Consider the following 21,422-nt stretch of genomic DNA (forward strand, 5'->3'; position numbering starts at 1 on the left):
TATAAACATTATTATGATAAACCAATTTTACATTTTAATTCCATGCAAAATTTTTAAAATAATAGAGCGGGTATTAGCCGCTCTAAAATTACTTTCTTAATTTTAACTCTGCTATGATAGCACGGTATCTTTCAATATCTTGCTTCATTAAGTAATTAAGAAGACCTCTTCTTTTACCAACCATCATTAAAAGACCTCTTCTTGAGTGGTGGTCTTTCTTGTGTGTCTTTAAGTGATCATTTAGGTGATTTATTCTCTCAGTAAGTAGTGCTATTTGCACTTCTGGAGAACCAGTATCTCCTTCATGTCTTGCATGCTTTTGCATTATTTCTTCTTTAACTGCCTTATTCATGTGTATGCACCTCCAAAAATTAAAATCCCCTATATTCCAAGAAAGCCGTCGGCAAGTCGAATTTCTTAGAATAAGGTTCACGAATGTTATTATAACAAATAAAAATAATGTTGTAAATTAATTTTTAAAATTAATTTCTAATTTTTGCTTTCTCGCAAAAGCCTTGTCTTTTTTTAATTGATCGATTAATTCCTGTAGAGAATTAAACTTTTTTTCATCTCTTATTCTATCAATATAGTATATTTTTATATTCTTATCATATATGTCCTCATTGAAGTCTAATATATGAGTTTCAATGCCCAATTTATTGTCATTTACTGTTGGGTTATAACCTATATTTGTAATTCCTCTAAATAAGTTTTTATTATACTCAACTATAGTATAATAGACACCCCCTCTAGGAATTACAAATCTTTTGTCATAATCTAAGTTACTAGTTGGAAAGCCTAGCTTTCTTCCTAATTGTTTTCCTTTTATAACAGCACCTTGCATCATAAAAGGTCTTGTGAGCATTTTATTAACCTTCTTTATATCTCCTTCGTCACATATAATGCTTCTTATAATTGAACTACTTACTATTTGGCTTTTAAATTTAACAGGTTCAACTATATTCAATGAAAATCCAAGGGCTTTGCTCATTTTCTTTAATAATTCTACATCCCCAAGATTTTTATATCCAAATCTATAATTAAAGCCAACAATTAAACCTTTAAGTCTATAGTGGCTTACTAAGTTTATAATAAAATCCTCTGGATTTAACTTCATAAAGTCTCTGTTAAACCCTACCATATTTATTATGTCCAAACCTGCGCTTTCTAATACTTTTAATTTAGTATTATTATCCATAATAAGCTTTGGTGCTAATTCTGCATTAATAGTTGCTAATGGATGATCCTTAAAAGTAAAAACCATACTTTTAGCATTATTTTTTTTCGCTAACTTAATGGTTTTATTAATCAAACTCATATGTCCTATATGAAGTCCATCAAAGCTTCCTAGTGCAATATAAGTATCCTGTTGTAAATACTCTTTAAAATTATCTTCCATTACAATCATACTGTATTACCTCTGAACAAGTAGTTTAACAATTTTAAATCCTACACTATTTTTTATGCCTATTCCAATAAACTCATTATTTTTTAAATATACTCTATATAGCCTATCATTTTCAATATTATTTAACAGAGATTTGTCTTTTATAGTTACTCCATTGAATACAAGTTTTTCGTATTTTTCATCTAAATGTATCTCTGGATATTCACTAAGGGCTTTGTCCATTGGAATTAAATACTCCAATATATTATCACTATTTAAATGTTCCAGTTCTACGGAGTCTAAGATATTAAAGGTTCCTGTTTGGACTCTTTCAAGATTCCACATTGCTCCACCACATCTTAGCTTTTCACCAATATCATAGCAAAGACTTCTAATATAGGTGCCTTTAGAGCACTTTACATTAAATATTACAGTAGGAACTTTTATATCCAGTATATCAATATTATATATATTGATTCTCCTTGCTTTTCTTTCAACTTCAATACCCTGTCTTGCAAGGGAATATAATCTCTGTCCATTTACCTTTAAAGCAGAATACATAGGAGGAACCTGGTCTATTTCTCCTATGAAACTTTTTATTGCTTCTTCAACTTCTTCTTTGGATAAAGTAACATCTTCGTTTTTTAAAACTTTACCTTCTCTATCATAAGTATCTGTTACAACACCAAGTCTTAACTCTACTTTATATATTTTATAATCATTCATTATGTAGTCAACAAGCTTTGTAGCACGACCTATGCATATTGGTAGTACCCCTGAAGCCTCAGGATCTAATGTTCCTGTATGACCAACCTTCTTAGTTTTGGCTATTGACTTTACCTTTCTTACTACATCAAAGGAAGTCATTCCTGTAGGTTTATTTATATTTAATATTCCATCCATTTATATCAACTCTTTTTCTAGTTCCTTAATTATTATTGCCTTAGCTTCTTCTACTGTTTTATTTTCCATTGAAAGACCTGAAGCCTTTATATGGCCGCCTCCACCAAACTTTTCTGCAATTTTTCGTACATCAACAACATCCTTCGATCTTAAGCTCATCTTTACACCTTCATTTGTTTCTTTTATCAACACAGCAACTTCAACAGAGTCTACCTGCATACCAAAGGTTATAATATCAGAGGTATCTGTGTTAGTATCAATCCCTAGTTCTAACAGCATATCCTTAGTTAATGACATAACACATATTTTACTTCCTATAAGCTCCATTTTATCAATAGCTTTTCCATATAGTTTTATTCTTTCAAATTTTTTATTGTCAAAAATAATTCTATGAATTTCGCTAAAATCGATTCCAGTGTTAATAAGATCACCTGCTATTGTATGGGTTACAGATGTAGTCCCGGAGTACTTAAATGACCCTGTATCCGTAATTAATGACGTATAAAGACACTTAGCCATATCTTGGTCTATTTCTATTCCCATAATACGAAGCATTTGATATATTATTTCGGACATAGCTGATGCATTAGTATCTACATAGTTTAAATCACCATAAAGTTCATTTGACATATGGTGATCTATGTTTATTAAAGTATAGTTTCTATCTTCAAAATTTATATGCGCATTAATTCTTTTTACATCGCCGCAATCTAAGACTATTACACATTCAGTGCCAGGAACTACATCATACCTTTTTCCATCAACAGCCTCTGAACAAGGTAAAAAACTAAAATCTTTAGGTATATGTTCCTTAGAAAGTATATATACCTCTTTGCCTATTTTACGCAGTCCCTGCATCAAAGCTAATGACGTCCCTAAAGAATCACCATCAGGAGAAATGTGGAAAGTAATAGCTATTCTATTACTTTCCTTTATCTTTTCCAAGATTTTATTCATTATCATGATGCTCTTTCTCCTTTATTTTCTCTAATAAAGCATCAATATGCATACCTTGTTCTATAGTGTTATCTAATTCAATAATTATTTCTGGTGTATATCTTAAGTTTATTCTATGACCTATTTCTCTTCTAATAAAACCTGAGGAACTTTTCAATGCTTCTAAAGTGCTTTTTTTAGAATCATCATTACCAAATAAACTAACATAAACCTTAGCATATCTTAAGTCTTTTGTTACATCAACCTTTGTTACACTTATCATTGCAGTAAGTCTTGGATCTTTTATGTCATTTTGAATTATACTACTTATTTCTTTTCTCATTTCCTCATTTATTCTATTGCCTCTATATTTAGCCATACAATTCACCTCATTTTTGTGCAGCTACTAACAGTCAAGTTATAGCTTAATTCTCAATTCCAAGTAAAATTATAGTTCTTTCTTTTTAATTTCTTCCATGGTATAAGCTTCTATTATATCTCCCTCTTTTATATCATTGAATTTTTCAACAGAAAGACCACATTCATAACCTGCTGCAACCTCTTTTGCATCATCCTTAAATCTCTTTAAAGATGCAAGCTCTGACTCAAATATAACTATACCATCTCTTATAACTCTTATGCTGCTGTTTCTTGTTAATTTTCCATCTAATACATAACATCCTGCTATAGTTCCAACATTGGATATTTTGTATGTCTGTCTTATCTCCGCTTTACCAAGAATTACTTCTTTATAATCTGGTTCAAGCATTCCCACCATAGCAGCCTTAATATCATCTATTGCATTATATATAACTCTATAACTCTTCATATCAACAGATTCTTTTTCTGCTACAGAAACAGCATTATCATTTGGTCTTACATTAAATCCTATGATTATAGCATTAGATGCAGATGCAAGAGTAACGTCTGCCTCTGTTATAGCTCCAACAGCTCCATGTATAACTCTAACCTTAACCTCATCAGTAGATAACTTTTGAAGTGATTGTCTTACAGCTTCTACGGAACCTTGAACATCCGCTTTAACAATTATATTTAACTCTTTTACTTTTCCCTCTTTAATTTGGCTATATAAGTCTTCAAGAGAAACTTTATGTGTTGACTGTAAGTACTCAGCTCTTACCTTTTCTTTTCTCTTTTCAGCCATATCCCTAGCAGTTTTTTCATCTTTTACTTCATGGAATCTATCACCTGCAGCAGGTACTTCTGATAGTCCAAGTATTTCAACTGGTATTGATGGTCCGGCAGACTTAATTTTCTTTCCTTTATCATCAAACATTGCTCTAATTCTTCCATATGTAGTTCCTACAATTATAGAATCACCTACATGTAAAGTACCATTTTGAACAAGTAATGTAGCAACTGGTCCTCTACCTTTATCAAGCTTAGCTTCTACTACTGTTCCTCTAGCATTTCTATTGGCATTTGCTTTTAATTCTTGCATTTCAGCAGTTAATAGAACCATCTCAAGTAATGTATCTATTCCTTCTTTAGTATGAGCTGATACAGGTACAGTGATTATATCTCCACCCCAGTCTTCAGCTAACAATCCATGCTCAGTTAACTCTTGCTTAACTCTATCTGGATTAGCTCCTGGTCTATCCATTTTATTTATAGCTACTACCATTGGAACATTTGCTGCCTTACAGTGGTTTATAGCTTCTACAGTCTGAGGCATTATTCCATCATCTGCAGCTACAACTAAAATAACTATATCAGTAATTTGGGCTCCTCTAGCTCTCATAGCTGTAAAGGCTTCGTGACCTGGAGTATCAAGGAAAGTAAGCTTTTCATCATTTATAGTTACAGTATAAGCACCTATGTGCTGAGTAATTCCACCTGCTTCTGTTTCAGTAACTTTTGCTTTTCTTATGGCATCTAATAATGATGTTTTACCATGGTCAACATGACCCATAACAGTTATAACAGGAGGTCTTTTTTCTAAGTTAGTATCTTCTTCTTCATCTTCATCTATCTGCTCTACAGCTTCTTTATCAATATCTCTTTCTTTTTTAACTACAATAGCATTAAATTTTTCTCCTAATTTTTCAGCAGTTTCAAAGTCAATTTCTTGATTTATAGCAGCCATTACTCCCATAAATATTAACTGCTTTATCACTTCTATTGAAGATGCATTTAATTTCTCTGATAGCTCTTTTACAGTAATTGTATCATCTATTTCAATTACTTTCTCATCACTATCTTCACCTTCTGTAAAATTACCTTGATCATCTCTACCTTTAATTTTACCTTTATTTTTTTTGCGATTTTTTGTTTTATTATCTTCAACTAACTCTTCATATTTTTCTACTATATCTTCGCCAGAATTAGTTTCCTCTTTCCTTCTTTCTGCTAAAAGTTCTTTTATTAATTCCGCATCTTCTTCCTCTATCACACTCATGTGATTCTTTACTTCTATGCTAAATTCGTCTAGCAGAATACTAATTAAATCTTTGCTTGATATTTCTAATTCTTTGGATAATTCATAAATTCTTACTTTTGACATAGCATTCACCCCCGACACTAAATTTTTTCGATGTCTTTATATATACTAATTAACCGTTCGCTCATTTTTAAATCTGTAACGCCTAGGATTTTTATTTCTTCCTTTCCCAAAGCGCTTCCTAATTCGTCCTTATCGTATCCCTTTAAGACAGGTGTTTTATATTTTTCACCATACTTTAGGAATTTATCTACTGTATTATCAGATGCATCAGAAGATAGTATTATTAAATATGCCTTATTTCTTTTTATTGCATCCTCACATTTATTATACCCTTCCAGAAGCTTTCCTGCACGCTTCGTTAAGCCTAAAAACTGGAGAAATTTATCTTTCATGCTGTATTTCATCTCTCAATCTTCCATAAATTTCTTCATCTATTTGAGCCTCTAAATTTTTCTGCAATCTTTTTGCCTTGAAAGCTTTCTCCAGACATTCGATATTCCTGCATACATAGGCTCCTCTGCCATTTTTCTTACCAGTTAGATCTACCGAAATGTTTCCCTCGGCATCTCTAACAACCCTTATAAGTTCTTTCTTAGGCTTCATTTCCATGCATCCAGTGCACATTCTTTGTGGTACTTTTTTTTGCTTCATACAAAAACCACCTCACCTAAAATTAAATATTGCTTTACTTATTCTTCATCTACAAACTGGTCGTCATCTTCATTTATAGTTTCCTTAAAATCAACTCCAGCTTGTGATTTACTTTTAATATCAATTTTCCAGCTAGTAAGTTTTGCTGCTAATCTAACATTCTGTCCTTCCTTACCAATAGCTAAGGATAACTGGTTGTCGTCTACTATTACTTGAGCGAATTTATTATCCTCATCTAGTGTTACATCTAAGACTTTTGCTGGACTTAATGCATTTGCAATATATTCTTCCGGTAACTTACTCCATTTTATGATATCAATCTTTTCATTTTTAAGCTCATTTACAATATTTTGTACTCTTATACCTTTAGGTCCTACGCATGCTCCCATTGGATCTACATTTTCATCATTTGAAAACACTGATATTTTTGTTCTTGATCCAGCTTCTCTTGCAATAGCTCTGATTTCAACTGTACCATCAAATATTTCAGGTACTTCAAGCTCAAACAGTCTTTTTATTAGACCTGGATGTGTTCTTGAAATAACAATTTGCGGACCTTTTGTTGTACTCTTAACTTCAACAATATATAATTTTAACTTATCATTGAAGTTATATTTCTCGCCTGGCATTTGCTCATTAGGTCCCAGTACTGCCTCTGTCTTACCTAAATCAACTAGTACGTTACTTTTATCTTTTCTAATAACAGCACCTGTTATAATATCATCTTCTTTTTCTGCAAATTCACTATAAATAATTCTTCTTTCTTCTTCCTTTATTCTTTGAATAACAACTTGTTTTGCTGCTTGTGCTGCTACTCTTCCAAACTTTTTAGGAGTTACTTCAATACTTACTACATCCTCAATATCATAGTTAGGATCTATATCCTTTGCTTCTTCTAAACTTATTTCATTTACTTCGTCATAGACTTCATCCACAACTTTTTTCTGAGAATAAACATGAATTTCTCCATTTTCCCTATTCATTGTCACTTTGACATTTTGGTTATTTCCGCCTAAATTAGCGTAATTTTTCTTATATGCGGCAACTAATGCATCTTCTATAGTTGTAAACAACAAATCTTCACTTATACCTTTTTCTTTAACTATTTCTTTTAAGGCTTCTATAAATTCCTGGTTCATTTCCTAAAAATACCCTCCCTTAAAGTTCGAATCTAAGACTTACAATTGAAATCTTATCTCTTGGAATAGAAAGATCTTCATCCTGGTATTTTATCTTTAGTTCCTGAGAGTTAAATCCTAAAAGCTCGCCTTCAAATTTTTTCTTTCCATTTAATAATCCAGATATCTTTACTAAAACACTACTTCCAATATATCTTTCTAAATGTTTATCTGTATGTAAAACCCTTTCCATTCCTGGTGATGAAACTTCTAGATAATATGCCTCAGCTATAGGATCTTCTACATCTAGCATATCACTTACAGCTCTACTTACTTTTTCACAGTCTTCTAGTGATATTCCACCATCTTCTTTTTCTATATATATTCTCAAATAATTTTCTTGACCTTCTTTTACATATTCTAAATGATAAAGTTCATAATTCAACTCTTCCACTATTGGCCTAACTAGTTCCATAAGTTTATCTATTAAAGCATTTTTATTCATTTCAATCCCTCCTTATCTATATATTCTGCAATTTACAATAAAAAATGACTTTTTATAAAAAAATTGCATAAAATATTACGCTAATTTAAAAACGCAACATAAGCTGCGTTTTTTAAAAATAGAAAGAGCGGGCCGGTACCCACTCTTTACAACAGTTAACATACTTCTGTAGATTTGCTAAATCCATTTTAACATACTACATTAATTATTTCAAGAAAAAGTTAAAAAATGGCTTAAGGTATCTAAAGGAAAATACGAATATTTTAATTACATATTCTTTATTTGTTCTATCAATTCGTCAACTAATTCTTCTTCCCTAACTTTTTTGACTATCTTGCCTTTTTTAAAAATAAGCCCTTCACCATTTCCTCCAGCTATTCCTATATCAGCTTCTCTTGCTTCTCCTGGGCCATTCACTACACATCCCATTACTGCAACCTTCAAGTTTTTATTATAATTTATAAGTCTTCTTTCCACTTCTTCTGCTATATTGATTAAATCTATTTGTGTTCTTCCGCAAGTAGGACATGATATAAACTCTATTCCTTCATTTAAATATCCAAGGGATTTTAAAATTTCTCTGCCAACTTTTATTTCCTCCACGGGATCTCCTGTTAGAGATATTCTTATAGTATCTCCTATACCTTCACTGAGTAGCGCACCTATTCCCACACTTGATTTAATTGTTCCTCGCCATATTGTACCAGCCTCGGTAACTCCTAAATGAAGAGGATAATCTACAACTTTTGAGATCATTCTATAGCTATCTATCATTTGCATAACATTTGAAGACTTAATAGATATGACTATATCATCATAATTTACGTTTTCTAGTATTCTAACATGTTCTAACGCACTCTCTACTAAAGCTTCTGGGCACACTTTACCATACTTATCTAATATCTCTTTTTTTAAAGAACCTGAGTTCACGCCTATTCTTATTGGTATATTTTTATCTTTAGCTGCTTTAGCTACTTCTTTTACCCTATCTATACTTCCTATATTACCTGGATTAATTCTAAGTGCTGATACACCATTTTCAATAGATGTCAGAGCTAATCTGTAATCAAAATGAATATCTGCAACTAGTGGAATATTTATGTTATTTACTATTTCTTTTATTGCATTACCGGCTTCCATATCAGGAACAGCACATCTTATTATATCACAGCCCGCTTCTTGAAGCTTATGTATCTGTGCAATAGTTTCCTTTACATTTCTTGTATCTGTATTAGTCATAGACTGTACTGCTATTTTTGAATCTCCACCAATATGTATATTTCCAAGCTTTATCTTTTTAGTTTTTACTCTTTTCACTTATTTCATCTCCCTAAAAAAATTGGAAGTTAGGAATTAAAAATCGAATCATACAATTTCCAATTCCCAATTATTTATTATGAATTAAAATTTAATAGGATATAATATATCTTTTATTGTTACTAATACCATCAAAGCCATCAGAATAGCAAATCCTACATAATTTATCAACCCTACCTTATTCTCATCAACCTTTTTACCTGTAATTATTTCAAATAAAAATAACAGTATATATCCTCCATCTAAAGCTGGAAAAGGTATAATATTAAATATGGCTAATTGTACGCTTATATATGCTGCAAAAGCCATTAGACTTAATATCCCAGCCTTAGCTGCTGCCCCTGAAACTTTAATTATTGTCAGCGGTCCACCTACATCATTCATAGATGCATTACCTTTAAATAATGTTTTAAAGAAACTAAAGGTTTGTTTTACTAAGGAGTTAGTCTCTATAAATCCATAAGTTACAGATTGTGAAACTGTAGGTTTTTCAACTGCAGTTGGATATACGCCAACTATGTATCTGTTTTCGTTCGGATCTTTAACTGGTGCAACTTTTACAGTTTTTGTTTCACCGTTGCGAATGTATGCTATATCAATTGGCTTTCCATTAGCCATATACACTCCTGTTTGAAAATCCTCCCAGGTTGAAACCTTAGATCCATTTATTTTTACTATCTTGTCTCCAGCTTTAATCCCCATCACATCTGCTGGCTGATTTGGAATTACCTTGCTCACTTCTGGAGATGCATATCCTCTTAACCCAGCTAAAGATGCAAATAAGACTATTCCAAGTATAAAGTTCATTATAGGACCTGCAATTACAATGCTCAACTTTTGTAGTGGTCTTTTGTTGTTAAAAGCTCTAGGGTCTGTACTTTCCCCTTCATCTCCTAACATTTTTACGTATCCACCTATTGGCAATAGTTTTATTGAGTATGTTGTTTCCTTTCCTTTTACCCCGAAAAGCTTTGGTCCCATTCCTATAGCAAACTCTTCTACTTTTACTCCATTTAATTTTGCTAATGTAAAATGGCCTAATTCATGAATTATAATTAATACTCCAAAGGCTATGATAGCCATTATAATATACAAACGTTATTCCTCCCAACCGAACTAAAATTAATTCTATTTACCAAAATTTTCGTTAACATAGCTTTTTACTTTACTATCTAGTTGTAATATATCTTCTAAAGTATAGTTTTGCTGTATAGTAAACTTATCCATACACATCTCTAATATATTGCCTATTTGTAAAAATTTAATTCTTTTATTCAAAAACAAATCTACCGCACATTCATTTGCTGCATTTAATATTGCCGGCATTGTACCCCCAGCCTTACCTGCTTCGTACGCAAGCTTTAATGGCTTAAATGTATCCATATCTGGTTTTTCAAAGGTTAAAGTTCCCATTTTGTAAAAATCTAATTTTTCCACAACAGCATTTTTTCTTTCAGGATAATTAAGTGCATATTGTATAGGAAGTTTCATATCTGTGCTTCCCATCTGCGCTATTACGCTTCCATCAATATATTCTACCATAGAATGTATTACACTTTCAGGGTGAACTACAACTTCAATCTGATCATAATCTATATCAAATAGAAAGTGGGCTTCTATTACTTCAAGACCTTTATTCATTAAAGTGGCAGAATCTATAGATATCTTTTTACCCATATTCCATCTTGGGTGCTTTAAAGCTTCATCTACCGTAACTTCAGATAGTTCATATTCTTTTTTCCCTCTGAATGGTCCTCCTGAAGCCGTAAGCAGTATTTTGTTTACTGAAGATTTTTCATTCCCTTGTAAGCATTGAAATATAGCTCCATGCTCTGAATCTACAGGAAGTATTTTGACATTATGTTTTTTAGCTTCTGACATAACAAGTTTCCCACCAGTAACCAATGTTTCCTTATTTGCTAAAGCTATATCTTTTCCTGATTTAATTGCAGTAATTGTAGGCACTAACCCTATCATTCCAACCACTGAAGTTACTACTATATCTACCTCCGGCAAACTTGCTATTGTATTTAGTCCCTTCATACCAAAGAGTATTTTTGTGTTTTTGCCTATATTAGAACAATACTCTTTAACTTCTCTATAAGCTTTTTCTTCTGTTAATACAACATAAGTCGGATTGAATTCATTGATTATATCTATGACCTTTTTCCAGCTACTATTTGCAGAAATAGCAGTAAGTTGAAATCTATCCTTTTCTTTTCTTATGACATCAAGTGTTTGGGTTCCTATAGAACCTGTGGCACCAAGTATTGAAACTTTTCTCATTTAAACATCTCCTAATTCTGATTAGGCATCTGAAAGAAAATAACAAGCCAAAATAGACCAGCATACTGATTAATTATTTTTTAAAGATGCCTTAAGCTTTAGTGTCTTAAATTTTCTTTTATAACAATTACATATAATAGAACTTAAATCCAAAAATTTAATACTATATAAAGAGATAATATAATAAACAGTAGATAGACTTCAAGCCTATCCTTCATAAATTTTGTGTTAACAATTTCTCTCTATATAATATCTTCTATTTTTTTCTTATAACAAAAACCCTATACTTAGATATAAATTCCATAGCATGATTAACTATAACATATTTATCTTCCAAAATAAAGTAAGCAGTTATATTGCCTATAAAATATGCAAATAATCTATATTTGTCAACTTATTTTCTAAAGCATACACTATTAACAAATGTTATCAATTAAATTGTTAACATTATTATTAAGTATATTATTATTGCATAACAAATTACAAATAGGACAACATAGAAACATTATCTTAACTATTAAAAATAAAAGTTTAAAATAATGTTTTATTATAGTAAAAACTATACATACTAATCAATAGAATTAGATTAGAACTTATTTTTTTGTAATTTAAATTTACAATACCTCTTAATATTATTGCTTTATAGTATTATATTCAACACTATACTTATATATTAATTGCAGTTTAATTTATAAAAGAAAGTGAGGTGAGTTCATTGACTTAAATAAACTATAAGTCAATGATTATAAAGTTGAATGATAACATAGAAATAGTAAAACAATTACTAGACAAAGGCTATTCTGATGTGCAGATTTGCGGTGAAGTTGGTCTAGATTGGGAAGAGTTTTGGAATATTATTGAGTATATAAATGATATTGAATAGAATTATAAAAAGGAGCAATAAAAAGGCTCCTTTAGATATATCTATTGATTTTGTGAAAGATTTTGAACTTCAGTTACGTCTTGCTGTATTTGCTGCACCGGATCTGCAAAAGCATTATACCATTGTTTGTTTACTGCCATATCTGATAATTTAAAATGTTCATTGATACTATTAGTTAACTCACAACTAAGAATCTGTCTCAATTGAGGATTGGTAGCTTCAACTGCCGCTTTAGCTAATATTCTTATTCTAGTTTTTGATGAAGTGAGCATATCTATAGCTATATCCTTATCATTAAGATTAGTCCCACTATTAGAGGTATCATCTACTCCAAATAGATCATCTAACCACGACATATCATTTCACCTCCCACATAAATTATTTTTCTCAGTAAATACTTAAATATCCATGGGAATAAAGTGAAACTATAAAAAGACTCAAAAGCAATATCAATAAAGCCTTTCAGTCTTTTTATGATTCTAAATATTAAATTCCTATAACGAAAGTTATATAATAGTATACAACGACAGAGGCAAATAATATACTATCAAATCTATCTAGTATTCCTCCGTGACCTGGAATTAGATTACTGTAGTCTTTAACTCCAATATACCTTTTTATAGATGAAGCAGTAAGATCTCCAAATTGGCAGAATACCCCACAAGTTGCTCCTATTAAAAAAAAGTGATAAAGCGGTATAGAAACTCCACTGGAATTAATCACATAGCCAAATACTCCACAAGCTATTGTGCTTCCAAGCATTCCCCCCATAGACCCTTCTATAGTCTTTTTCGGGCTTACTTTAGGACATAATTTTCTCTTTCCAAAAGCTTTTCCTGTATAATAAGCCGTAGTATCACAGAGCCATGATGATATAAATATTAACCAAACCAAATAGTTTCCATAAGTCTTGTTATTAACCAAAACAATAAAGCTAAAGAACACAGCCACATATAAAAATGCTAATATTGTAATGGATATATCAATAAAATTATAGTCAGTATCTAATACAGGAATACACATAATTATAAAAACAGTAATTATTAAAAGGAAAAAACTTATTCTATAATCAATAGTTTTATTTAGCGTTATATAGTAAACTATACATAGTAAATATCCCGCCACAGTTATTGGCTGAATATTTTTAGATTTTACCACTTTGTAGAATTCATACATTCCTAATAGAGACAAAATCATAATACCATATTTTAGGTATATGCCACCTAAAAATAAAAATATAATAAAAGGTGCAAGAATTAATGCTCCTATATATCTATTATTCATCTAACCATCTCCTAGCAATAATTTTACTTCACGCCTCCAAATCTTCTATCTCTATTTTGGAAATCATAAATCGCTTTATGCAAATGTTCCTTTTTAAAGTCAGGCCACTTTATATTAGAGTACCAGAACTCAGAATAAGCACACTGCCAAAGTAAAAAGTTGCTAAGCCTTTGTTCTCCACTTGGTCTTATTATTATGTCCGGATCTGGCATTCCTTTTGTATCCAAATGACTTGCTATAGTGTTTTCATCTATATTTTCTTCTCTTATTTTTCCATCTTTAATATCTTCATATATATTCTTAACAGCACGAAGAATTTCGTCTCTTCCACCATAGTTTAGTGCTAAGTTCAAAGTTAAGCCTGTATTATTTTTTGTATTCTCGTAGGCATTTTTTAGTTCCTGCTGGCAAACTTGTGGAAGCTTTGATATATCTCCTATATGATTTATGATAACATTATTTTCATTTAATTCCTTAAATTCATTTCTTAAATATTGAACTAATAAATTCATAAGAGCACTTACTTCTTCATTGGATCTTTTCCAATTTTCCGTTGAAAATGCATATAGTGTTAAGTATTTTATACCCAAACTGCTGCATTCTTTTACAATTCCCCTTATAGCTTCAACTCCTGCTTTATGTCCCATAGTTCTTGGAAGCATTCTTTCCTTCGCCCATCTTCCATTGCCATCCATTATTATAGCAATATGCTGTGGTATATTATCTAAGTCTATATGTATATCTTCACCGGCAGCTTTATTCTCTTTTTTTAAACGGAAAAAATTTAACATATGTACTCTCCATTCATAATTTATATTAAATCCTTCATTTGTTAATAAAAACCTGCGAATTCGCAGGTTTAAAATTCAAAATTATATTGACATAATTTCTTTCTCTTTAACTTCAACCATCTTATCTATTTCTTTGATGAAGTTATCTGTTTTCTTTTGAATATCATCTTCAGCTTTTTTTATTTCGTCTTCAGATACTTCGCTTTCCTTCTTTAAAGCCTTTATTTTTTCATTACAATCTCTTCTTATTCCTCTTATGGCAACCTTTGAATCTTCACCAAGCTTTTTCACATTTTTAACTATATTTTTTCTTGTTTCTTCAGTAAGCTCTGGAATAATAAGTCTTATAACTTCTCCATCATTTGAAGGGTTAATTCCAAGATCTGACTTTAATATAGCTTTTTCAATAGCTTTTATTGAACTTCTATCCCAAGGTTGAATCGCAAGTATTCTTGATTCAGGAACAGATATGTTCGCTAATTGATTTAATGGTGTCATTGCTCCATAGTATTCAGCTTCTATTCTGTCTAGCATTGCTGGAGTAGCTCTTCCTGCCTTCATTGAAGCTAATTCATTCTTTAATACTGATATAGTCTTATTCATTCTTTCATCCGCTGATTTTAAAATGTCTTTAATCATTGAAAAAATACCTCCTTATAAATTTATTTTTACTGCTTACAAACTAAAGTTCCAATCGGCTCACCTAATACCGCTTTTCTTATGTTTTCTGGGTTATCTAAGCCAAATACTAAAATAGGGATGTTATTGTCCATACATAATGATGTTGCTGTGGAATCCATAACTTGAAGTCCTTTTTCTAGTACCTCAATGTAATTTAGCTTATCAAATTTCTTAGCATCACTATATTTATGAGGATCTCTATCATAAACTCCATCAACTTTCTTAGCAAGAAGTATAACTTCAGCCTCAATCTCTGCAGCTCTCAATGCTGCTGCTGTATCTGTTGAAAAATAAGGATTTCCAGTACCTGCTCCAAATATTACAACCCTGTTTTTCTCCAAATGTCTCATTGCTCTTCTTCTAATAAAAGGCTCTGCTACTTCTTTCATTTCTATAGCAGTTTGAACTCTTGTATTAACTCCGATATTTTCAAGGGAATCTTGAAGTGCTAAAGCATTTATACATGTAGCCATCATACCCATATAATCAGCAGTAGTCCTATCCATTTCTTCTCCACTTCTGCCTCTCCATATGTTTCCACCGCCAACTACAGCACCTACTTCTACACCCATATCTACTAGTTCTTTTATCTGTGCTGCTATCTTTTTAGTAACATCAAAGTCTATACCATATCCCTTTTCTCCTGCTAAAGCCTCTCCTGATAGCTTTAACATGACTCTCTTGTATTTAGCATTATACATATATTATACCTCCAAATTGTCATAAATTACATATATTAAGGTTTATACCTTAAAAAAAGAGAACACGCAGTGTCCTCTTTTCAGTTACTATTTACCTTGCATCTGCTTTTGAACTTCTTCAGCAAAGTTTTCTTCTTTCTTTTCGATTCCTTCGCCTTTTTCAAATCTTGCATAAGCAGCAATTGTTATTGGTGCTCCAACTTCTTTTGATTTTTCCTGAAGGTATTTCTCAATAGTTAAATCTGGGTTTCTTACCCAAACCTGTTCAACTAAACAGTTTTCTTTATAGTATTTTTGAACTCTTCCTACAACCATTTTATCAACTATCTTTTCAGGTTTTCCTTCATTTAAAGCTTGAACTCTGTAGATTTCTTTTTCTTTTTCAAGTGATTCATTGTCTACAGCATCTCTGTTTAAGAATAAAGGGTTAGTTGCAGCAACTTGCATAGCTACATCTTTAGCAACTTCTTTTAGAACTGGGCTTTCTTTTTCACACTCAACTTTAACAAGAACACCAATTCTTCCGCCGCCGTGAATATAGCTTTCAATTGTTCCATTTTCAACAACTAATTTTTCAAATCTTCTAACAGCCATGTTTTCGCCAAGCTTTGCAATTAATGCAGTTACAGCATCTTTAACTGTTATGTTTTCATCTGCTATGTACTTTTCTTCAACTAATTCTTCTACAGTTTTAGCGTTTGAATTTGCTGCTTGTTTTGCAGCATTATCAGCTAATTCAACAAAAGCTTCATTAGCTGAAACGAAATCTGTTTCACAGTTAACTTCAACTATTGAAGCAACTTTTCCATTTTCAGAAATGTATGTTTTAACTAATCCTTCTGCTGCTACTCTTCCAGCTTTTTTAGCTGCAGCTGCTAATCCTTTTTCTCTTAATAATTCTATAGCCTTTTCTGTATCTCCATTAACTTCGTTTAAAGCCTTTTTGCAGTCCATCATGCCTGCTCCAGTTCTTTCTCTTAATTCCTTTACCATCTGTGCAGTAATCATAGTATATTCCTCCTATTAAAACTTAATTTAAAAGGTAAATGAAGAAATATCTTCATCTACCCTAATTAAATTATTCAGCTAATTGTTCGCCTTGTCTTCCTTCAATTATAGCATCAGCAATTTTAGCTGTTATTAATTTTACAGCTCTTATTGCATCATCATTTCCAGGTATAACATAATCAACTTCATCTGGGTCACAGTTAGTGTCAACTATAGCTACTACTGGAATTCCAAGAATTTTAGCTTCTGATATAGCATTTTTTTCTTTTCTTGGGTCAACAACAAATAATGCTCCAATGTTGTTTGCATCCATTTCTTTAATTCCGCCTAAGTTCTTTTCTAATTTTTCTTTTTCATTCTTAAGCTTTATAACTTCTTTCTTTGGAAGAACTTCAAAAGTTCCATCTGCTTCCATAGCTTCTAATTCTTCTAATTTTTTTATTCTTGCTTTGATTGTTGTAAAGTTTGTTAGCATTCCACCTAACCATCTATTGTTAACGAAGTGCATTCCTGATCTTACTGATTCTTCTCCAATAGCTTCTTGAGCTTGCTTTTTAGTTCCTACGAAAAGTACATCTTTTCCTTCTACTGAAACTGATCTTACAAAATCATAAGCTTCTTCAACTTTTTTAACAGTTTTTTGTAAATCGATTATGTAGATTCCGTTTCTTTCTGTGAAGATATAAGGAGCCATTTTAGGGTTCCATCTTCTTGTTTGATGTCCGAAATGAACACCTGCTTCTAATAATTGTTTCATTGAAATAACTGACATAATATTTTTCCCTCCTAGGTTTTCCCTCCACTACCGTCATATCTATAAAATACCTTATTCGGCACCATTTTATAAATTGGGTAGTGTGTGTATTTTTCTACCTTTTGTAGTATATCATATGAATTAATGCTATTCAACAACAATTTTTAATTTATATAAATAAATTTAAAAATATTTCATGTATAAAATTTACGATATTAAGCTCTAATGATTATTATCATCTAAATTTTACAAATTTATACTATGAACAAAAATAATTTACTATTAAAGTTCTATTTAAATTACATCTTTATCTGATAGCTATCTGGTATAATAGTCTTAATATAATTCAAGTTTCACTTTTATAACTTTAAAAATAAAAATGGAGAATTAGATAATTCTCCACTTACACTACTTTATTTTCTTTAATTCATCAAGTAACTTTTCATTAAGTATTCTTATATGAGTACCTTTCATACCTAATGATCTTGATTCAATAACTCCAGCACTTTCGAATTTTCTTAGTGCATTTACAATTACTGATCTTGTAATACCAACTTTATCCGCTATTTTAGATGCTACAAGTAATCCCTCGCTTCCATCTAATTCATTAAATATATGTTCTACAGCTTCTAATTCTGAATAAGAAAGAGTACCTATTGCAAGTTGTACAACAGCTTTTTTTCTAGCATCTTCCTCTATTTCATCATGCTTAGCTCTTAATATCTCAAGTCCAATAATCGTAGCACTATATTCTGATAATACTAAATCCTCATCCGTAAATTGCTCATCGAATCTAGCAATTAATAAAGTTCCTAATCTTTCTCTATTACCAATAATCGGAACAATTGTAGTTAACTTATTCTCAATACCACATGATTTGTCTTCATCGAATACACAATCACCTTGATTTGTTAAATTTGAAAGAGTTTCATGAATATTTAATAACTTATTATTATAACTCTCTGGGAATCTCATCTCATTTAAAACTTTATCTTTAACTGTGTCACATTCAAATCCTGAAGAAAGATTGAAACCTAATATCTTTCCTCTTCTGCTTATTATATAAACATTGCAGTTTAGTACCTCGCTTAACAATTTACATATATCATCAAAAACTACTGGCTCAGTTCCTGTCTTTTGCAGTATCTTATTTAACATTCTTGTTTTATTTAATAACGATGACATTTGCACTCCTCCTTAACATTATCTTTTATATAAATAACTCAAATTCACAAATCAAACAGTATTATAAAGTTCATACATTCCTTTTTAATTATTATTGTCAAAAATAAGTAAGATTATTGTACCAACAATTTAGACTTTTTGAAATATTTAGAATTATTTCTTATTCTTTAATTATAATAACATAATAGCAAGTACATTTCAACAGTAATTTTGTAATATTCGACATATTTATTAATATTTTTTGATATATTTCCTTTATCCTTTATTATTGTTAACATTTTCGATGTCATTTACAGAATTATTTATATTTTCTCCCTCTACTTTGTATTCCACATTCTTACACTCAGCATTTGTGCATTCCAAGTAATTTCCTTTAGACTTGCTATATTTCTTTACCATCATACTACCGCAAACTGAACACTTTTCTGCTGCTGGTTCGAACCAACTTACAAAGTCACAATCTGGATAATTACTACATCCATAAAATTTTCTTCCTTTTTTACTCTTTTTTACTAATATATTTCCAGCGCACTTTGGACATTTAACTTCTAATTCTTCTACTAATGGCTTTGTATTTTTACAGTCAGGATAACCTGGGCATGCAAGAAAGTCGCCAAACCTTCCGTGTTTAATAACCATATTTCTTCCACACTTCTCGCACTCTATATCTGTAACCTTATCTTCTATCGTTATCTTAGCTACTTCTCTTTCTGCTATCTCTATTGCATCTTTTAAAGGTGTAAAAAATTGCCCTACAATTTCATTCCAATTTGCATTTCCATCTTCTACATTATCTAATTTTTCTTCCATTTCAGCTGTAAACTCAAGATCAACTATCTGTTTAAAATACTCACTGACTATGTTATTTACTATATCTCCAAGTTCTGTTGGCTTTAAAGTTTTCTTTTCTCTTTCAACATACTTTCTTTCTAATAATGTAGATATAATAGGCGCATAAGTACTTGGTCTTCCTATTCCATTTTCTTCCAATGTCTTAACAAGACTTGCCTCCGAAAATCTAGCAGGTGGCTGAGTAAAGTGTTGTTTTCCATCTATAGATTTTTTTATAAGCTTTTCATCTTCGGTTAGCTCAGGTAAATTGATATCCTCTTTTTCCTCATCAGTTGAGTATTCATATACCTTCATAAAGCCATCAAATTTAACTATAGATCCACTAGCCTTAAGACCATAGTCTCCATTTGCTATGTTTATTGATGTAACATCCATTATACATGAAGACATTTGACTTGCAACAAATCTATTCCAAATTAAAGAATACAGTTTATACTGCTCATCCTTTAAGCTAGCTTTAGCAATTTCAGGAGTAATCTCCACATGAGTTGGTCTTATAGCTTCATGAGCATCCTGAGCATTTTTTTTGCCTTTATAGTTTCTTGGTTCTTTAGGAACATATCCATCTCCATACTGATCTATTATAAAGTTTTTACAAGATTCTTGCGCTTCTGTGGATATTCTTACAGAGTCCGTTCTCATATATGTGATAAGACCCACTGTTCCAAATCCTTTTATATCTATACCTTCATATAGTTGTTGTGCAATTGACATAGTTCGTTTTGTTGCAAAATTCATTTTCTTATAAGCATCTTGTTGTAGAGTACTTGTAGTAAAAGGTGGTAAAGGATTTTTATTTTTAGAAGTCCTTTTAATACTCTTTACTATAAATTCCCCATTTTCTAGTTCTTTTATTATTTTATCTACTTCTTCTTTATTGCTAATTTCAATTTTTTTCTTACCTAAAGTAGTAAGTCTGACATTAAAAGTTTTTTTAGAATCTCCCTTATGAAGTGCACATTCAACTGTCCAATACTCCTTAGGGATAAAGTCTAATATTTCTTTTTCTCTATCACATATCATTCTTAATGCAACGGATTGAACTCTTCCTGCACTTAGCCCCCATTTTACCTTTCTCCAAAGTATAGGACTAATCTTATAACCAACTAGTCTGTCTAAAACTCTTCTAGCTTGTTGAGCATTTACCAAATTAATGTTTATTTCTCTTGGCTCTTTTATAGCACTTTTTATTGCATTTTTGGTGATTTCATGAAATTCTATTCTACATTTATCTTCTTCATTTAGCTTAAGTATATGTGCTAAATGCCATGAAATCGCTTCTCCTTCCCTATCAGGGTCCGTTGCCAGGTATACCTTTTCACTTTTCTTAGCTTCTTTTTTTAATTTATCTAATAATTCTCCCTTACCTCTTATAGTTATATATTTAGGATTGTATTCATTATCTATATCAACTCCTAATTGACTTTTAGGAAGATCTCTTACATGTCCCATAGATGCTTCTACTACATAATTCTTACCTAAATATTTTCCTATGGTTTTTGCCTTTGCTGGTGATTCAACTATAACTAATTTTTGTCCCATTACGTACTCCAGTAAATAATAAATTTTACCGAAGTGTTTGCACCCCCTTATTTTGAACTAGTTGTACTATTATATATTTTCTTTACATTTACTAAATACTATTCTTCATTTAAACAAATATACCTTATTTTATATCATAGCTCATAATACTAGTGCTTGAACCTTATTTACATA

The 21,422-nt window shown here is 31.0% G+C and carries 23 protein-coding genes; 1 reads left to right on the forward strand and 22 read right to left on the reverse strand.

Annotated elements, in window-relative coordinates; translation table 11 throughout:
- Positions 1 to 88: 88 nt before the first annotated feature.
- From rpsO to I6U51_RS20205, 13 genes are all read right to left on the reverse strand, one after another.
- Positions 89 to 352: a 30S ribosomal protein S15 gene (gene rpsO, locus I6U51_RS20145; protein WP_178910801.1), complete on the reverse strand. Its 264-nt coding sequence runs from the start codon at positions 350 to 352 to the stop codon at positions 89 to 91.
- 117 nt (positions 353 to 469) lie between these two features.
- A complete protein-coding gene (locus tag I6U51_RS20150; RefSeq protein ID WP_211144359.1) occupies positions 470 to 1,408 on the reverse strand; it encodes a bifunctional riboflavin kinase/FAD synthetase in 939 nt (312 codons plus the stop codon).
- Positions 1,409 to 1,414: 6 nt separating this feature from the next.
- Positions 1,415 to 2,290, reverse strand: a complete 876-nt coding sequence (truB, locus tag I6U51_RS20155; RefSeq protein WP_211144360.1) for a tRNA pseudouridine(55) synthase TruB — start codon at positions 2,288 to 2,290, stop codon at positions 1,415 to 1,417.
- Positions 2,291 to 3,253 (reverse strand): DHH family phosphoesterase, encoded by a 963-nt coding sequence (locus tag I6U51_RS20160; protein WP_211144361.1) that lies wholly within the window; start codon positions 3,251 to 3,253, stop codon positions 2,291 to 2,293. It abuts the gene before it with no gap.
- Positions 3,240 to 3,605: a 30S ribosome-binding factor RbfA gene (gene rbfA / locus I6U51_RS20165; RefSeq protein ID WP_211144362.1), complete on the reverse strand. Its 366-nt coding sequence runs from the start codon at positions 3,603 to 3,605 to the stop codon at positions 3,240 to 3,242. Before rbfA ends, I6U51_RS20160 begins: the two co-directional genes overlap by 14 nt.
- 69 nt (positions 3,606 to 3,674) lie before the next feature.
- Positions 3,675 to 5,750 carry a translation initiation factor IF-2 gene (gene infB / locus I6U51_RS20170; RefSeq protein WP_211144363.1) on the reverse strand — a complete coding sequence of 692 codons (2,076 nt, stop codon included), beginning with the start codon at positions 5,748 to 5,750 and terminating at the stop codon, positions 3,675 to 3,677.
- Between the two features lie 17 nt (positions 5,751 to 5,767).
- Positions 5,768 to 6,082 (reverse strand): ribosomal L7Ae/L30e/S12e/Gadd45 family protein, encoded by a 315-nt coding sequence (locus I6U51_RS20175; RefSeq protein ID WP_211144364.1) that lies wholly within the window; start codon positions 6,080 to 6,082, stop codon positions 5,768 to 5,770.
- Complete coding sequence (gene rnpM, locus I6U51_RS20180; protein ID WP_211144365.1) at positions 6,072 to 6,341, reverse strand: RNase P modulator RnpM; 270 nt, start codon at positions 6,339 to 6,341, stop codon at positions 6,072 to 6,074. Before rnpM ends, I6U51_RS20175 begins: the two co-directional genes overlap by 11 nt.
- A gap of 38 nt (positions 6,342 to 6,379) precedes the next feature.
- Entirely contained in the window at positions 6,380 to 7,480 is a 1,101-nt protein-coding gene (gene nusA / locus I6U51_RS20185) for a transcription termination factor NusA (protein WP_211144366.1), read from the reverse strand.
- Positions 7,481 to 7,499: 19 nt separating this feature from the next.
- Positions 7,500 to 7,964 (reverse strand): ribosome maturation factor RimP, encoded by a 465-nt coding sequence (rimP, locus tag I6U51_RS20190; RefSeq protein WP_211144367.1) that lies wholly within the window; start codon positions 7,962 to 7,964, stop codon positions 7,500 to 7,502.
- Between the two features lie 267 nt (positions 7,965 to 8,231).
- On the reverse strand, positions 8,232 to 9,281 hold the full coding sequence (gene ispG / locus I6U51_RS20195) for a flavodoxin-dependent (E)-4-hydroxy-3-methylbut-2-enyl-diphosphate synthase (protein ID WP_211144368.1): 1,050 nt from the start codon (positions 9,279 to 9,281) through the stop codon (positions 8,232 to 8,234).
- An 84-nt stretch (positions 9,282 to 9,365) separates the two neighbouring features.
- A complete protein-coding gene (gene rseP / locus I6U51_RS20200) occupies positions 9,366 to 10,376 on the reverse strand; it encodes an RIP metalloprotease RseP (RefSeq protein WP_211144369.1) in 1,011 nt (336 codons plus the stop codon).
- Positions 10,377 to 10,409: 33 nt separating this feature from the next.
- On the reverse strand, positions 10,410 to 11,567 hold the full coding sequence (locus I6U51_RS20205; protein ID WP_211144370.1) for a 1-deoxy-D-xylulose-5-phosphate reductoisomerase: 1,158 nt from the start codon (positions 11,565 to 11,567) through the stop codon (positions 10,410 to 10,412).
- 739 nt (positions 11,568 to 12,306) lie between these two features.
- Here I6U51_RS20205 and I6U51_RS20210 point away from each other — a divergent pair.
- On the forward strand, positions 12,307 to 12,450 hold the full coding sequence (locus tag I6U51_RS20210; protein ID WP_211144371.1) for a hypothetical protein: 144 nt from the start codon (positions 12,307 to 12,309) through the stop codon (positions 12,448 to 12,450).
- Between the two features lie 41 nt (positions 12,451 to 12,491).
- Here the strand turns inward: I6U51_RS20210 and I6U51_RS20215 are convergent, their stop codons facing one another.
- From I6U51_RS20215 to topA, 9 genes are all read right to left on the reverse strand, one after another.
- A complete protein-coding gene (locus tag I6U51_RS20215) occupies positions 12,492 to 12,806 on the reverse strand; it encodes a spore coat protein (protein WP_211144372.1) in 315 nt (104 codons plus the stop codon).
- Positions 12,807 to 12,936: 130 nt separating this feature from the next.
- Positions 12,937 to 13,734 (reverse strand): phosphatidate cytidylyltransferase, encoded by a 798-nt coding sequence (locus I6U51_RS20220; protein ID WP_211144373.1) that lies wholly within the window; start codon positions 13,732 to 13,734, stop codon positions 12,937 to 12,939.
- A gap of 23 nt (positions 13,735 to 13,757) precedes the next feature.
- Positions 13,758 to 14,525 (reverse strand): undecaprenyl pyrophosphate synthase, encoded by a 768-nt coding sequence (gene uppS / locus I6U51_RS20225; protein WP_211144374.1) that lies wholly within the window; start codon positions 14,523 to 14,525, stop codon positions 13,758 to 13,760.
- An 81-nt stretch (positions 14,526 to 14,606) separates the two neighbouring features.
- Positions 14,607 to 15,164 (reverse strand): ribosome recycling factor, encoded by a 558-nt coding sequence (gene frr / locus I6U51_RS20230; RefSeq protein ID WP_211144375.1) that lies wholly within the window; start codon positions 15,162 to 15,164, stop codon positions 14,607 to 14,609.
- Positions 15,165 to 15,193: 29 nt separating this feature from the next.
- Positions 15,194 to 15,907: a UMP kinase gene (gene pyrH / locus I6U51_RS20235; RefSeq protein WP_211144376.1), complete on the reverse strand. Its 714-nt coding sequence runs from the start codon at positions 15,905 to 15,907 to the stop codon at positions 15,194 to 15,196.
- A gap of 87 nt (positions 15,908 to 15,994) precedes the next feature.
- Complete coding sequence (tsf, locus tag I6U51_RS20240; protein ID WP_211144377.1) at positions 15,995 to 16,915, reverse strand: translation elongation factor Ts; 921 nt, start codon at positions 16,913 to 16,915, stop codon at positions 15,995 to 15,997.
- A gap of 70 nt (positions 16,916 to 16,985) precedes the next feature.
- Positions 16,986 to 17,687, reverse strand: a complete 702-nt coding sequence (rpsB, locus tag I6U51_RS20245) for a 30S ribosomal protein S2 (RefSeq protein ID WP_211144378.1) — start codon at positions 17,685 to 17,687, stop codon at positions 16,986 to 16,988.
- A 390-nt stretch (positions 17,688 to 18,077) separates the two neighbouring features.
- Entirely contained in the window at positions 18,078 to 18,854 is a 777-nt protein-coding gene (gene codY, locus I6U51_RS20250) for a GTP-sensing pleiotropic transcriptional regulator CodY (protein ID WP_211144379.1), read from the reverse strand.
- 255 nt (positions 18,855 to 19,109) lie between these two features.
- Positions 19,110 to 21,248, reverse strand: coding sequence for a type I DNA topoisomerase (gene topA, locus I6U51_RS20255; RefSeq protein ID WP_211144380.1), 2,139 nt, complete (start codon positions 21,246 to 21,248; stop codon positions 19,110 to 19,112).
- Between the last annotated feature and the right edge of the window lie 174 nt (positions 21,249 to 21,422).

Source organism: Clostridium aciditolerans (assembly GCF_016316925.1).
GTDB classification, from domain to species: Bacteria; Bacillota; Clostridia; order Clostridiales; family Clostridiaceae; genus Clostridium_AM; species Clostridium_AM aciditolerans.